The following is a 13222-nucleotide window of genomic DNA, read 5'->3' as shown; positions in this document are numbered from 1 at the left end:
GAGGCGGGCTGCGGCCTCCTCGCCTACGTGGACAAGGACGACCTCAAGATCCGCAAGATCGAGGGGAATCCCCCCCATCCGGCCTCGCGGGGCCGCAACTGCGCCAAGGGCTGGGTGACGCTCAACCAGATCTATGACCCCGACCGCATCCTCTACCCCCTCAAGCGGGCCGGGAAGCGCGGCGAGGGCAAGTGGGTTCGCGTGAGCTGGGACGAGGCCTTGGACGACATCGCCGCCCGCATGCGCAAGGCCATGCGGGAGGACCGCCGGAACGAGATCATGTACCACGTCGGGCGGCCCGGCGAGGACGGCTTCATGTTCCGCACCCTGGCCGCCTGGGGCACGGACGGCCACAACAGCCACACCAACGTGTGCAGCTCCTCGGCCCGCGTGGGGCAGTTCCTCTGGAACGGCTCGGACCGGCCCTCGCCCGACTTCACGAACGCCGACGCCATCCTCCTCATCAGCAGCCACCTCGACACCGGCCACTACTTCAACCCGACGGCCCAGCGCATCATCGAGGCCCAGATGAGCGGCGCGAAGCTCATCGTGGTCGACCCGCGGCTCTCGAACACCGCCGCAAAGGCGGATATCTGGCTCCCCGCCTACAGCGGCACCGAGGGAGCGCTCCTCCTCGCCATCGCGCGCCACCTCCTGGAGACGGAGCAGTACGACGCCGAGTTCGTCCGCGAGTGGTTCAACTGGGCGGACTACCTCCGGGCCGCGCACCCGGGGGACGAGGTCAGCTTCGAGAGCTTCATCCGCCGGGTGAAGGAGGAGTATGCGGAGTTCACTTTCGAGTATGCCGCCGAGGAGACGGGCGTCCCAGCCGAGCTCATCGCCGAGGCGGCCCAGGCCGTGGCGCGGGCGGGCAAGCGGCTCAGCGTGCACATCTGGCGGGCGGCCGCGACGGGCAACCTCCACGGCTGGCAGATCGCGCGCTGCCTCTACTTCCTCCCCTCCCTGACCGGCGCCATCGGCACGGTGGGGGGCACGGGGCTCGCGAGCTGGCACAAGTTCGTGCCCGCGCATCCCAACGGGGCGCCGGGCCCCAAGAAGTGGAACGAGCTGCTCTACCCGCCCGAATACCCCCTGGCCTTCTTCGAGATGAGCTTCCTCATGCCCCACCTGATGAAGGACAAGGGGCACCGCGTCGAGGTCTACTTCACCCGGGTCTACAACCCCGTCTGGACCAACCCCGACGGCTTCTCCTGGGTCGAGATGCTCCGGGACGAGGAGAAGATGGGCTGCCACGTGGCCCTCACCCCGACCTGGAGCGAGACGGCCTGGTTCGCGGACTACATCCTCCCCATGGGGGTCGCCACCGAGCGGCACGACAACCAGAGCCAGGAGACCCATCCCGCCACCTGGGTGGGCTTCCGCCAGCCGGTGCTGCGGGTGGCGCGGGAGCGCCTGGGCGAGAGGTTCGAAACCACGCGTGAGACCAACCCCGGCGAGGTCTGGGAGGAGAACGAGTTCCTGATCGAGCTTTCCTGGCGGGTGGACCCGGACGGCTCCCTGGGGGTGCGCAGGCATTTCGAGAGCCCCTACCGGCCCGGCGAGAAGATCACGGTGGAGGAGTACTACCGCTGGATGTTCGAGAACGGCGTGCCGGGGCTTCCCGAGGCGGCGGCGAAGGAGGGCCTCTCTCCGCTCGAGTACATGCGCAAGTACGGCGTCTTCACCGTCGAGGACGGGATCTACGAGGTCCACATGAGCGAGCTGAACGGGGGGGCCGAGGGCGCCGAGATCGACCCGCTCACGGGGGCGGTCCGCAAGGACGGCCAGGCCATCGGCAGCATGAGCCGGGGCAAGCCCCGCGCCGGCTTCGCCACGCCCTCGCGCAAGCTCGAGTTCTACAGCCCCACCCTGGCCGAATGGAAGTGGGCGGACCAGGCCATCCCCCGCTACGAGAAGACCCACGTCTACTGGCGGGAGCTGGACCGCTCCCGGAACGAGTTCGACCTCCTGCCGAACTACCGCCTCCCGACCCTCATCCACACCCGCTCGGCCGTGAAGTGGCTCTACGAGATCACCCACAACAACCCGCTCTGGCTCCACACCGAGGACGCCCAGCGGCTGGGCGTCAAGACGGGGGACTTGGTGCGGGTCGAGACGGAGATCGGCCGCTTCGTCACCCGCTGCTGGGTGACCGAGGGCTTGAAGCCCGGCATCGTGGCCATGGCGCATCACCTGGGCCGCTGGCGGCTGCACGAGGAGATGGGCGCGCCGCGCCTCGCCTCCGCCCTCGTCCGGCTGGACGAGAAGGACGGCCGGTTCCAGATGCGCCAGATCCACGGCGCCGAGCCCTTCCAGAGCCAGGACCCCGACACCGCGCGCATCTGGTGGCGCGAGGTGGGGGTGAACCAGAACCTCGCCTTCCCGGTGAATCCCGACCCCCTGAGCGGGATGCACTGCTGGCACCAGCGGGTCAGGGTGTTCAAGGCCGCGCCGGAGGAACGCTACGGGGACATCGAGGTGGACACCGGGAAGAGCTTCGAGCACTACAGGAAGTGGCTGGAGATGACCCGGCCCGCGCCCGGCCCGGGCGGGCTGCGCCGGCCGCTCTGGTTCACCCGGCCGAACAAGCCCCAGCCGGAGGCGTACAAGCTGCCGGGATGAGCCTCTTCCGGAAGCGCCCCGGCCCAGAGGAACTCGCCGAGGAGGCCGATCTGCGCCGGCGGATCTTCCGGGTGCAGGCGGCGGCCTGCCTCGACCCGCCGGACGCGGCCCTCCTCTCGTTCCTCGCCGAGAACTACCCCTTCCTGCTCCCCCAGGGCCCCCCCAAGGACGAGGCGGGGCTCCAGGCCCTGCGGGCGGACTTCACCAATCTCTTTCACCTCTCGGCCCAGCCCTACGAGGCCGCTCTCTTGGACGAGAGCGGCCACCTGAACGCCCGGGCGACCGACCGGGTGACGGACTTCTTCCGCGCCTGCGGGTACCGGCCGGCGCACCGCCCCGGAGTCATGGGGATGGACCACCTGAGCGCGGAGCTGGAATTCCTGGCCCATCTGGCCGAGAGGGAGCGGGATGCCTGGCGGGAGGGGGACGAGGCGAAGGCAAGGGAGGCGCTCGGCTTGGCGGCGCGCTTCCTCGACGAGCATCTGCTGCGCTGGATGCCCGTCTTCACGGCCGCGGCGGAGGAGGAGGCCGAGACGGAGCTCTACCGCGCCCTCGCCCGCTGGACGCGGGAGTTCGCCCTGGCCGACAGGGCGCATATCGAGAAGCTGAGGAAGCGGTACGGCAAATGAGGGCCAAGCAGGCCGGGCGAGAACCAAGCCTCGGATGCGCACGGGCCGTGTCGCGCCGAAAAAACCCGCGGGCAGAACGGGCGCCGCCGGCGGTTCAGGCCTTCTTGTACACCCCGCGCTTGGCGGTCGCCGCGATCTTCTTCTCTTTCTTCATTTTCTGCACGGCCTGGCTGACGGTGAGCTTGCTCTTGCCCGAGGCCTTGGAGAGATCGTTCAGGGAAAAGGTGCCGCTCATCGAGGCCAGCACCTGATTCCAGTTCGTCCGCTTGCCGCGCGGCCCGCGCCGCCCCCCGGCCTTGGGCCCCCGGCGCCCTCCACCGTCGACGGAGCCCAGCCGCTTCACCATGCGCGCGGCGTCCGACCGCTGCGCGCGCATGGTCTTGAGCTCGCGCGAGAGGGAATTGATCTGCGAGTCGATCTCGGTCAGCAGCTCCTTCGCCTTCGTCAATGTGCTCATGCTCTCTCCTTTATGTATTTGTTATTTTCCAGTTTCATAACATACCACAATCTAAAAAAGCCGCAATCTCATATTCATCTTCATCCATGAATATATCATTTTCGCGGCCTTAAGTTCCGCTTGCCGGAACCTATACGTTATAACTATCGACACAGGAAAAGCATTTCCGCGCGGGAAATCACTGGCTCGAAGACTGCATCTTCTCCGCGGCGCGCCTCGCCTCGCGGAGATGGCGGCGCAGCTCGCGGGCGCGGGCGATCCAGTCCTTCCACGCCGCCTTGGCGGGGGGGCAGGCGCGCGTCCACGCGCGGCAGTCCTCGATCATCGCGGCCGCCTCGGCGTCGAGCCGGCCGAGGAGCTCGGGCGCGCGTCCCTCCAGGCCCGCCTCCCGGAAGAGGTTCTCGAGCATCCGCGCCCGGCCCTGCACGCCCGGGCGCAGGCCCATCTCGCGCGCCATGCGCCGGATGCGCCCGCGCGTGAGGTAGATGCCTGAGCGCGCCGGATTGACGAGCAGATCCGCCATCTGATGGAGGCCGCCTTCGCGGAAGACGCGGGGGATATCGGACAAGGGGACGGGCCCTCCGCCGGCAAAGAGGGCCGATTGTAGCGCGCCTCCCGCCCGGGGGACAGGAGCGCGCGCCGCGCTCAGCGGCCGACGACGATGTCGGGGATCAGGCCGAGGAAGAGCACCAGCACCAGCGCCAGGGGGATGAGGGTGAGCGAGTGGATGAAGAAGCGCTCCACCTTCAGGTGCATGAAGTAGAGCGCCACCAGGATCGCCTTCACCACCGCGAGGAGATAGATCGTCAGCTCCGCCGCCGCCTTGGGCAGGACGAGGGAGGCCGCCACCGAGGCCAGCGCCAGGACGACGAGATAGATCCAGATGAGCAGGTAGGGCGAGCCGTGCGCGCCTTCTTCTTTCATGCCGTCACCCCTCGCGAGGGCCCTACCCGAGGTAGAGCAACGGGAAGAGGAATATCCACACGACGTCCACGAAGTGCCAGTAGAGGCCGTTCATCTCGGCGCGGTGGCCGTAGCGGGCGAAGCCGCCGGGCCGGGCCGCCGCCGCATAGAGACAGGCGTTGGCAACGATCCCGCCGGCCACGTGGAGGCCGTGCAGGCCGGTCATCCCGAAGTAGAAGGCCCAGAACATCGACTTGGCGGGCACCAGCCCCTCGCGGATGTGGGCGGCGTACTCGACCCCCTTGATCCCCAAGAAGACGAACCCCAGCAGGATGGTCAGCGCGAGGTTCAGGCGGAACCTCCGCTCGTCGTCCCTCCCCCGGGCCCGGTGCACCTCCACCATCGTGAAGCTCGAGGTGAGTAGCACGAGGGTGTTGATCGTCCCCAGGAGGGTGCTGTTGTGGTGGATGTCCGCGGTCCAGCCCGGGCCCGCCATCCGGAACAGCAGGTAGGTCACGATCAGGCCCCCGAACACCATGATCTCGGAGGCGAGGAACCACCACATCCCCAGCTTGGCGGAGGGGAACGGCGTGCTCTCGGCGGCTTCCGCGGGCGCGTGCGCGGCGGTGCTCATCCATTCATCTCCCGGCGATGAGGTTTCCTAGGTCCGCGGGGCGGCCCCGCTGGGCAACGGCCGGTGCTGGGGCACCCAGTCCTCCGAGGCTCCCGGCAGCCCGTAGCCGTAGGGCGGATGGTACACGCGCGGGACCTCGCCCGGCCAGTTCCCGTGAGGGGGAGGCGAGAGTGTGGTCCACTCCAGCGTTGTCCCGTCCCACGGGTTCTCCGGCGCGGGCCGGCCGCGGAACATGCTCCAGAAGAAGTTGAAGACGAAGAAGAACTGGGAGAGCAGGAGGAAGATGGTCGACATCGTGATCATGCGGTTGAGCCCCGCCAGCGGGGCGAGGAACTCATACTGTCCGGGGTTGGCGATGCGGCGCATCATGCCCCCCACCCCCACCAGGTGCATGGGCACGAAGACGGCGAGGAAGAAGAGGAAGGTCCCCCAGAAGTGGAGCTGCCCCAGGGCCTCGTTCATCATCCGGCCGAACATCTTGGGGTACCAGTAGTAGATGGCCGCGAAGCCCCCCAGGAAGAGCGAGCTGAACAACGTGCTGTGGAAGTGGGCGACGACGAAATAGGTGTCGTGGATGTAGATGTCCACCGCCGCCGATCCGTTGAAGATGCCCGTCAGCCCCCCGAAGATGAACACCGCGAGCCCCCCCACGGCGAACCACATCGGGGTGGCCAGGCGGATGGAGCCCCGCCACAGGGTGGCCAGCAGGGCGAAGACGATCAGGGCGAAGGGCACCGAGATGATGATGGTGGTGACGCTGAAGGGCGTCGCCAGCCGGGGGTCCAGCCCGCTGATGAACTGGTGGTGGGCCCACACGACGAAGCTCAGCCCCCCGGCGACAATCACGGCGATGATGATCGGGCGGTAACCAAAGATGGTCTTGCGCGAGAAGGTGGTCATCACCTCCATCATGGCCCCGAGGGCGGGCAGCAGGATCACGTAGACCTCGGGGTGCCCGAAGAACCAGAACAGGTGCTGCCACAGGAGCGGGTCGCCTCCTCCCGGCGCCATGAAGAAGCTCGTCCCCAGGTTGCGGTCGAGGAGCAGCATCACCGCCCCCGCGATGAGCGGCCCCACCGAGAGGAGGAAGATGAGCGAGGCGATCATGACCATCCACACGAACAGCGGCATGCGGAAGAAGCCCATCCCCCGCGTGCGCATGTTCATGGGGGTCACGAGGAAGTTGATGCCCCCCATCAGGAAGGAGCCGAACTCCAGCGCGAGGGCCAGCAGCCAGAGGTCCATGCCCCATTCGACCCCGGTGTAGGCCGGCTTGGCCGAGAGCGGCGGGTAGCCCGTCCAGCCCGCGGAGGCCGCGCCGCCCTCCACGAAGAAGGAGCCGATCAGGATCAGCGACGCCAGCGCGAGCACCCAGACCGACAACATGTTCAGCCGGGGGAAGGCCATGTCGCGCGCGCCAATCATCAGCGGGATGAGGAAGTTGCCGAACGACGCCAGCAGCAGGGGCATGGCCACGAAGAACACCATGATGGTCCCGTGCATGGTGACGAAGGCGTTGTACTCCTCCGGGCCGATGGGCCTCCCGAGGAGGGGGATGTCCGTATCCGGGTGGGCGAGCTGCCAGCGGATGATGTAGGCGAAGAAACCCCCCAGCGCCGCCCAGAACAGGGCGATGAACATGTACTGCCGCGCGATCATCTTGTGATCGGTCGAAAAAACGTACGTCCGCCAGAAGCCCGCCGGCTCCCCGTGCTCCACCGGCGCCGCCAAAGTCTCGCTCATCGTGCCCCTCTTCCGCTCAGGGAACCGCCCGGGCGCTCTGGGTGCCGGGCCACAGCCTGGCCGACCACGCCTTGTACTCCGCCTCGGGGTGGACGAAGAGCCAGCCCTTCATCCCGGAATGGCCGACGCCGCACAGCTCGGCGCAGGGAATCTCCCACTTGCCGGGCTTGGTCGCCTGGAACCAAGCCTTGATCGCCCGGCCGGGGACCACGTCCTGCTTGAGCCGCAGGTGCGGGAGGAAGAAGCTGTGGATCACGTCCTCCCCCTTGAGCACCACCTGCACCACTTTGCCCGCGGGCACGTGGAGCTCGTTCTCCACCTTCTTGTCGTCGGCGGTGCCGAATTTCCCGTCCGGCCCCGGGTAGGTCACGATCCAGTTGAACTGCTTGCCCAGGACCTCCACCGTCACCTCGGGCTTGGGCGAGCCTATCTTCACGCGGGCCCAGACGTCGGCGCTGCGGAAGTCGATCCAGAGGTCGAGGACCAGCACGAAGACCAGCGGGACGAGGATCCAGGCCGCCTGGGCCAGGTTGTTGCCGTGCAGGTAGGGGGTGCGGCCGCCCCGGCCGCGCCGGAAGCGGATGAGGCAGTAGATGAGGAAGCCCTGGGTCGCCAGGAACCAGAAGCCGACGATGTAGTAGATGAAGCGGAAGATGGAGTCGATGTCCCCACCGAAGGTGGAGACGTTCTCCGGCAGCCACGCGAACATCGTCGCCCTCGCTCGCTAGGCCCCGCCGCGACGCACACGGGGCGGCGCCCCAGGAGGCTCCCACGGAACGCGAACTCATCGGGGGGCGGGGTATATATCCCCCCGCCGCTCGTCAGGGTCTTGAAAAGACAGTCCCTCTCCCGCGCGGGACGCGCATGGGAGGTCCTTTAGAAGGGCCAGCCGACATGAGGGAATTATACGAAATCAAAATCCGAATTTCTATCTCTTTTTTCGTCTCTTCCCAAAGTCCGATTTTATTTTTATTCCGCCACCGCCGCAGCCCGGATCGGAATCTTGCGCTGGATGATCTGGCGCTTGCGGTTCAGCGCAATGGCCAGGTCCGCAATCGAGATGCCCTTCAGATAGTCGTTGATCTTCTCCCGCAGGGGCTTCCAGGAATCATGGAGCGGGCAAGGGGCGTCATCCGAGCACTCGGTCAGGCCGACGGCGCAGCGGGTGAAGCCTTCCGTCCCGTCCACGACGGCGACCACCTCCATCAGGCAAATCTCCTCCGGCGGACGCGAAAAGCCGAAGCCGCCCTTCGGCCCCTTCACCGACGTCAACACGCCCGAGCGGGCGAGCTGCTGGAGGACCTTCGCCAGGAAGGGCGCCGGAAGATCCTCCGCCTGGGCGATCTCCTGTACACGGGTGACCCCCCTTGGGTTTTTCACGCCCATGTAGGTCAGAGCGCGCAGCGCGTATTCGGTCGGACGAGAGTAGATCATCGGAACCTCCTGGCCGGGAAGCGGGGAAGAGAGCCGTTCCTCCCCCCAAAAAAGACAGCATGTTCTTTTTATCTTTTAAACTCTTTTTTTGTCAACTCCGAAATAATGGAGGATCGGGGAGGATTTGCTTGGATAAACGAAAAGGGTATGGTTTTGGATGGATTTCCACGGGCCCGCCTTTTTTCCTGCCGAGGGTTCCCCATGCGAATGCGGTTCCTGCTGGCCCGGACCCTCCGCTCCATCCCCTATTGGATCTACCGCGCCGTCCGCCTCCTCACCCGGCCCCCGCAGCGTGACCTGTTCCCCTCCTCCGAAATGATGGAGAGCGTGCGCCGCATCCTCCTCATCAAGTTCGACGCCCTGGGCGACATCTTGATGACCTCGCCCGCCATCCGCGCCATCCGCCGCCGCTTCCCGGTGGCCGAGATCCACCTGCTCACGCAGACGGGGGTCGCCCCCCTGGCCCGCTTCCTCCCGGGCATGGACGCCGTGGAGAGCCTTCCCTGCGGCTTCCTCCTGCGGGGCGGCCGCCGCCTGCGCCGCGCGCTGGCCTGGGTGCCGGCCTCCGTGCGGCTCCGGCGCGCGCGCTACGACCTCATCCTCGACTTCAGCGGCCTCTTCCACTCGGCCGCCGCCGCCTGGATCGCGGGCGCCCCGGTGCGCATGGGCTTCTACCGCCACATCCCGCTCGGCTTCTTTTCCACGGATGGTTTCGGCCACTTCTACACGCACGAGTTCGCCCTCGACGAGAACGCCCACTACGCCGACCGGATGAGCCGCCTGGCCGCCGCCGCGGGCGCCGCCCCCGACGCGGGCGGCTGGCGGCTCCACCTGACCGGCGATCTCCGGGAGGCCGCCGCCCGGCTGCTGGCCGAGAACGGCATCGGAGAGGGGGGCGGCCCCCTCGTGGCCGTCTGCCCGGGGGCCAAGTGGCCCCCCAAGCGGTGGAGCGAGGCGGGTTTCGCCGGGGTGGTGGACCTGCTCCAGGAGCGGGGGTGGCGCGCCGTCCTCCTCGCGGGGCCGGACGAGAAGGACCTCCTCGACGAGATGCGCCGCGCCTGCCGCACCGCCCCCGCCGCCGTCTGGCCCCCCGCGCCCCTGGGCGTCCTGGCCGCCCTGCTCGAGAAGGCCGACGCCTTCCTCGGCAACGACAGCGGCCCCATGCACATGGCCGCCGCCGTGGGCACCCCCGTCATCGCCCTCTTCGGCCCCACCCCCCCCTGGCGCACCGGCCCGCGCGGGAGCCCCTTCATCCCGCTCTACGCGGGCCTCGAGTGCAGCCCCTGCCCCCTCTACTTCACCCGCGACCGCTGCGAGCGCGGCCACAACTACTGCATGGACGACTTCCGGCTCCACGACGTGGCCGCCGCCGTCGAGCTCTCCATCGAGCGGCGCCTCCCCCCACGGCGCGCCCGTCCGGCGGGGTAGGGAAACCACCCCGTATCCATCGGCACCTCCGCCCGGTGGCCCCGCGCGTAGCGGCTTACGGTGTCCAAACTCACGGAATTCCCCGTAATTTCCCGGAAAACGTCGGAAGCCGCCCGAAGGGTCCCTCCGCTCTCAAGGCACGCCTGGACCGCCTCCTCACAACGGGCGCACCACCCGCCTCAGGGGGCAATCTAGGGCATGGGGGGAAAAAACCGGTTACCCCAAATCGCAGCAAATGACGCCATTTTCATGCAAGGAGGGGATTTTTTCGGGGGGCGACCCGAATCGGAATGACAATCCGATCATGGCCTTTTGAATCCGTAGGGGCGGGTTTCAAACCCGCCCCTTGTGACCCGGCATTGCGTGTGGCGCATCCGTAGGGGCAGGCCCCTGTGCCTGCCCATCGGTCAAGACCAGGGGGCGGCCACGGGGGGCCGCCCCTACAGCCCCGACCCGTCCCTACGCGTAAAACGCCCTTCCCCTCCGCCGGTGGCCCAGCAGGGCGAGGAACATGACCTCCCTCCCCCGGGCGGGGGGGCCGAAGAAGGAGATGACGTCGCCGTCATAGAAGGTGAGGCCCGAGGCGCCAAAACCCATCCCGTAGGCCGCGAGGTATAGCCTCCCGCCCATGACCGACCCCTCGAGCTGGGCGGCCCGGTAGCCCCTCTCCCCGAGCGCCCCCGTGACCCGCGCCAGATCGCTCAGGAAATACACGTTGGCCGCGGCGTCGGCCGCGAGCGCCTGGCCCAGCCCCAGGTGGCCCGCCTCATGGCGGAAGTCCCCCGCCTTGATCTGGACGAGCCGATCCCCCGCGCGGTCGTAGGCGTAGGCGCCGGGGGGGAGGCCCTCCACCGCGTGGGCGGTGAGGAACGCCCCGGTCAGGGCGGGACGCCCCTCCGGCAGGAAGTCGGCCGGGAGAGGCCCCGCCGCCGCGCGGAGGGCCGCCGAGAGCTCGGCGAAGCGGATGGGCCGCCCGGGGTCGAAGCGCCGGGCGGAGCCCCGGCGGAGGACAGTCGCGTCCACGCCGCCGCTTGGCGTCTCCTCCCGCGCCAGCGGAAAGGCGGGCCCGCCGGGGGAAGGAATGACATCCTCCCCCAGCCGGCGGGCTCCCTCCCGCCACGAGGCGGCCTCCCGGGGATCGGAGAAGGAGGTGGCGGCGTGGGCCTCCCGGATGAGGGGATAGTCCACCCGGCTCTTCGAGAGGGGCATGGCGCGGTGGGAGATGAGGGGAAGGGGCGGCGCCTCCGGGGGAGCCTCCCCGCGCCCTCCCAGCTCGGCCCAGAAGAGGGCCGCCTCCTCCTCCGGGCCGGTTCCCAAGAGATGATTCACCGGGGCGTCGGCGAAGCCCAGGACCGCCCGGGCCGGGACGCCCAGCGCCCGGGCCGCCGCGAGGAGGTTCGCGAGCATGGTGCCCCCGTCCCACCAGGCGTGGCGGTAGGCGCGGGCGCGGTACTTCCAGGCGTTGCGCCACCAGGTGCTGGTGAAGACGAGATAAGCCTGCGGCGATGCCTCCGGGGGAGCCAGGGCCGCCCGGCCGAGGACGGCGCGGAAGTCCCCCTCCCGGAGCCGCCGCGCCGCGTAGTCGTGGGCCGCGAGGTGATAAACCCCCGGCGCGAGAAGGCCCCTTTCGCCCTTCACCTCGCCGCAGACGAGGTAGAGCTCGATGTGGTAGAGCGCCCCCGTGCAGGCCGCCGCCCGGAAGTAGTGCGCCCGGCCGCCCGCCTCGACGCGCTTGGTGACCCCCGCCGTCAGGAAGAAGAGCCGCCCGATGGCCTCAAGCGTGAGCGGGCGCTCCTCCCCCCGCCAGCCGCCCGCCAGGCACGCGAGGGCCGGCGCCTCCGCCCGGGGGGGCTCCGCCGGGAGCGGGATGGGCTCCAGGTCCTCGTACACCTTGAAGGGGAGGGGCTGGTTCTCCCAGTCGAGGGAGTGGGGATCCGCGTAGACGCTCGCGGCGGAGTGCTTGGTGCGCTCATGGTAGGCCAGGGCGCGGCCGGGGACCGATGCCATGGGCCTCACCTCCGGCAGGCGGATTAAAGAGATATCATTCCGACCGGAGCGAAGCGGAGGGAGGAATCCGGTTAAGGAAAGCTCCGCTTTCAGGTATTGCTCAGCATCTTCCCGATTTCCCTCTTGAGCCCCGTCAGGTCTCGTTCCACAACGTTCCAGACCATCTCTGTGTCAACCTCGAAGTAGTTGTGCACGAGGATATGGCGCATGCCGATGATCTTGGGCCAGGGAACCCCCGGGGAGAGATTTCGTGTTTCCTCGGGCAGCGCCCGTGCCGCCTCCCCGATGATCTGCAGGTGGCGGACAATCCAGTTCTGGATAAGCTCATCCCCTCGAAAGCCTCCCGCCCGCGAGTGGCGTAGTGCTCAATGCGGACAATGGCTTCAAGAATATCCTCCAACCGCTCGCGCGGCGCCCTCACAGCGGGACGGCCTCGCGCAGGACGCGCGCCCGGATGCGGGCCTTGAGGCCGCGCTCGGTCACGACGTCCACATCCCTGCCGAGCAGGGCGCGAAGCTCCATGAGCAGGCCGCCCATGTCGAGGAGGCTGCGGCCCGGCTCCATCTCGACGAGGAAGTCCAGGTCGCTCGCCTCGTCCGCCTCCCCCCGCGCGGCCGAGCCGAACACCCGAACCTTCCGCGCCCCGTGCCGGGCGGCGGCCCGGAGGATTTCCTCCCGCCTGGTTTCCAGAAGCTCCGCGAGCGTCATGGCCCGATCTCCTTCTTTTCCCGGTTTCCTAATCTCCAGGATCGGACAGCCGGCCGAATGACGTCAACTTGGGCCTATTTCTGATAGTATCCTAATTTGATTTGCAGCCCGCTAATGCCACGGTTGATTTTATGCGGAATGAGGCAGGTCGTGAGCTATGCAAACTTCGAGTTCGCATTTTGGCATCCATTCGGGCCGCATGGAGGTGAATCCCCCGAACAAATCATTAAGCGCAAGCGGCGCGAAATTGAGAAAAATGAAAAAGGTCGCTGGACCTTATGGTCCTTTCAGTATCGGAGATCGCAGACGTTGGATGAGTGGTTTCGTAAGTTACCATCCTGCGGTGAGCGAAATGATGAGCGAAATAAGGTCTTTGTCTTCTGCTCAGATAGTCGCGCAGCCAAAGACCCGGCCGGAGATGGAAACCAGGCGACCCCCCCCTCCTGCAAGAGATACCGATTCGCAGGAGGTACAAAATGGCAGCGAATGCCCCCGCAAGTTAAAGTTCCTCATCCCTTCCGTCCAGGCGAGAAAAGGGTCGCGTCTGCGTTCGTCGTCCAGCGAGTCGAATGCCTGGACGAACCATTATTGCTTCCCGTGGGTGTGAAATGGCGCAGACTCAAAGATGGTCTGTGGCATCATAATAAAAGGGTTCCG

At 67.6% G+C, this 13222-nt stretch carries 12 protein-coding genes and 1 pseudogene; 3 read left to right on the top strand and 10 right to left on the bottom strand.

Going from position 1 to position 13222, the window contains the following annotated elements:
- Together HYZ11_02105 and HYZ11_02100 are read left to right on the top strand one after the other, a co-directional pair.
- A partial coding sequence (locus HYZ11_02105) for a molybdopterin-dependent oxidoreductase (protein MBI3126380.1) occupies positions 1 to 2622 on the top strand: 2622 nt, incomplete at its 5' end.
- Entirely contained in the window at positions 2619 to 3251 is a 633-nt protein-coding gene (locus tag HYZ11_02100; GenBank protein MBI3126379.1) for a molecular chaperone TorD family protein, read from the top strand. The genes HYZ11_02105 and HYZ11_02100, both read left to right, overlap by 4 nt.
- A 94-nt stretch (positions 3252 to 3345) precedes the next feature.
- Here HYZ11_02100 and HYZ11_02095 read toward each other — a convergent pair whose 3' ends face one another.
- From HYZ11_02095 to HYZ11_02065, 7 genes are all read right to left on the bottom strand, one after another.
- A complete protein-coding gene (locus HYZ11_02095) occupies positions 3346 to 3708 on the bottom strand; it encodes a hypothetical protein (GenBank protein MBI3126378.1) in 363 nt (120 codons plus the stop codon).
- A 178-nt stretch (positions 3709 to 3886) separates the two neighbouring features.
- Positions 3887 to 4276: a hypothetical protein gene (locus HYZ11_02090; GenBank protein MBI3126377.1), complete on the bottom strand. Its 390-nt coding sequence runs from the start codon at positions 4274 to 4276 to the stop codon at positions 3887 to 3889.
- Positions 4277 to 4353: 77 nt separating this feature from the next.
- The gene (locus HYZ11_02085) at positions 4354 to 4632 is read right to left on the bottom strand and encodes a cytochrome C oxidase subunit IV family protein (protein ID MBI3126376.1); all 279 of its coding nucleotides are present in this window, start codon (positions 4630 to 4632) and stop codon (positions 4354 to 4356) included.
- A gap of 22 nt (positions 4633 to 4654) precedes the next feature.
- Positions 4655 to 5245: a cytochrome c oxidase subunit 3 gene (locus HYZ11_02080; protein ID MBI3126375.1), complete on the bottom strand. Its 591-nt coding sequence runs from the start codon at positions 5243 to 5245 to the stop codon at positions 4655 to 4657.
- Positions 5246 to 5272: 27 nt separating this feature from the next.
- Complete coding sequence (locus HYZ11_02075) at positions 5273 to 6988, bottom strand: cbb3-type cytochrome c oxidase subunit I (GenBank protein MBI3126374.1); 1716 nt, start codon at positions 6986 to 6988, stop codon at positions 5273 to 5275.
- 16 nt (positions 6989 to 7004) lie between these two features.
- Complete coding sequence (locus HYZ11_02070) at positions 7005 to 7697, bottom strand: cytochrome c oxidase subunit II (GenBank protein MBI3126373.1); 693 nt, start codon at positions 7695 to 7697, stop codon at positions 7005 to 7007.
- A gap of 260 nt (positions 7698 to 7957) precedes the next feature.
- Positions 7958 to 8422 (bottom strand): Rrf2 family transcriptional regulator, encoded by a 465-nt coding sequence (locus HYZ11_02065; GenBank protein ID MBI3126372.1) that lies wholly within the window; start codon positions 8420 to 8422, stop codon positions 7958 to 7960.
- A 201-nt stretch (positions 8423 to 8623) separates the two neighbouring features.
- Here HYZ11_02065 and HYZ11_02060 point away from each other — a divergent pair, with 201 nt between their 5' ends.
- Positions 8624 to 9850 carry a glycosyltransferase family 9 protein gene (locus tag HYZ11_02060; protein MBI3126371.1) on the top strand — a complete coding sequence of 409 codons (1227 nt, stop codon included), beginning with the start codon at positions 8624 to 8626 and terminating at the stop codon, positions 9848 to 9850.
- 459 nt (positions 9851 to 10309) lie between these two features.
- Here HYZ11_02060 and HYZ11_02055 read toward each other — a convergent pair whose 3' ends face one another.
- The 3 genes and pseudogenes from HYZ11_02055 to HYZ11_02045 form a co-directional block, all read right to left on the bottom strand.
- Complete coding sequence (locus HYZ11_02055; protein MBI3126370.1) at positions 10310 to 11857, bottom strand: SagB family peptide dehydrogenase; 1548 nt, start codon at positions 11855 to 11857, stop codon at positions 10310 to 10312.
- 89 nt (positions 11858 to 11946) lie between these two features.
- Positions 11947 to 12278 (bottom strand): annotated as a pseudogene (locus HYZ11_02050) (DUF86 domain-containing protein).
- Positions 12275 to 12565, bottom strand: coding sequence for a nucleotidyltransferase family protein (locus HYZ11_02045; protein ID MBI3126369.1), 291 nt, complete (start codon positions 12563 to 12565; stop codon positions 12275 to 12277). Before HYZ11_02045 ends, HYZ11_02050 begins: the two are co-directional and overlap by 4 nt.
- Positions 12566 to 13222 lie beyond the last annotated feature (657 nt).

This window comes from Candidatus Tectomicrobia bacterium (genome assembly GCA_016192135.1).
In the GTDB taxonomy this organism is placed as follows: Bacteria; UBA8248; UBA8248; order UBA8248; family UBA8248; genus 2-12-FULL-69-37.
Note: the sequence above shows the minus strand (reverse complement) of the source record. Positions and strands in the feature narration are given on the sequence as shown.

What these genes read in the sequence shown, in the direction of transcription:
- HYZ11_02080 (MBI3126375.1), bottom strand. Translation starts at nt 5,245, where the DNA reads ATGAGCACCGCCGCGCACGCGCCCGCGGAAGCCGCCGAGAGCACGCCG.
- HYZ11_02055 (MBI3126370.1), bottom strand. Translation starts at nt 11,857, where the DNA reads ATGGCATCGGTCCCCGGCCGCGCCCTGGCCTACCATGAGCGCACCAAG.
- HYZ11_02100 (MBI3126379.1), top strand. Translation starts at nt 2,619, where the DNA reads ATGAGCCTCTTCCGGAAGCGCCCCGGCCCAGAGGAACTCGCCGAGGAG.
- HYZ11_02085 (MBI3126376.1), bottom strand. Translation starts at nt 4,632, where the DNA reads ATGAAAGAAGAAGGCGCGCACGGCTCGCCCTACCTGCTCATCTGGATC.
- HYZ11_02060 (MBI3126371.1), top strand. Translation starts at nt 8,624, where the DNA reads ATGCGAATGCGGTTCCTGCTGGCCCGGACCCTCCGCTCCATCCCCTAT.
- HYZ11_02070 (MBI3126373.1), bottom strand. Translation starts at nt 7,697, where the DNA reads ATGTTCGCGTGGCTGCCGGAGAACGTCTCCACCTTCGGTGGGGACATC.
- HYZ11_02065 (MBI3126372.1), bottom strand. Translation starts at nt 8,422, where the DNA reads ATGATCTACTCTCGTCCGACCGAATACGCGCTGCGCGCTCTGACCTAC.
- HYZ11_02045 (MBI3126369.1), bottom strand. Translation starts at nt 12,565, where the DNA reads ATGACGCTCGCGGAGCTTCTGGAAACCAGGCGGGAGGAAATCCTCCGG.
- HYZ11_02095 (MBI3126378.1), bottom strand. Translation starts at nt 3,708, where the DNA reads ATGAGCACATTGACGAAGGCGAAGGAGCTGCTGACCGAGATCGACTCG.
- HYZ11_02075 (MBI3126374.1), bottom strand. Translation starts at nt 6,988, where the DNA reads ATGAGCGAGACTTTGGCGGCGCCGGTGGAGCACGGGGAGCCGGCGGGC.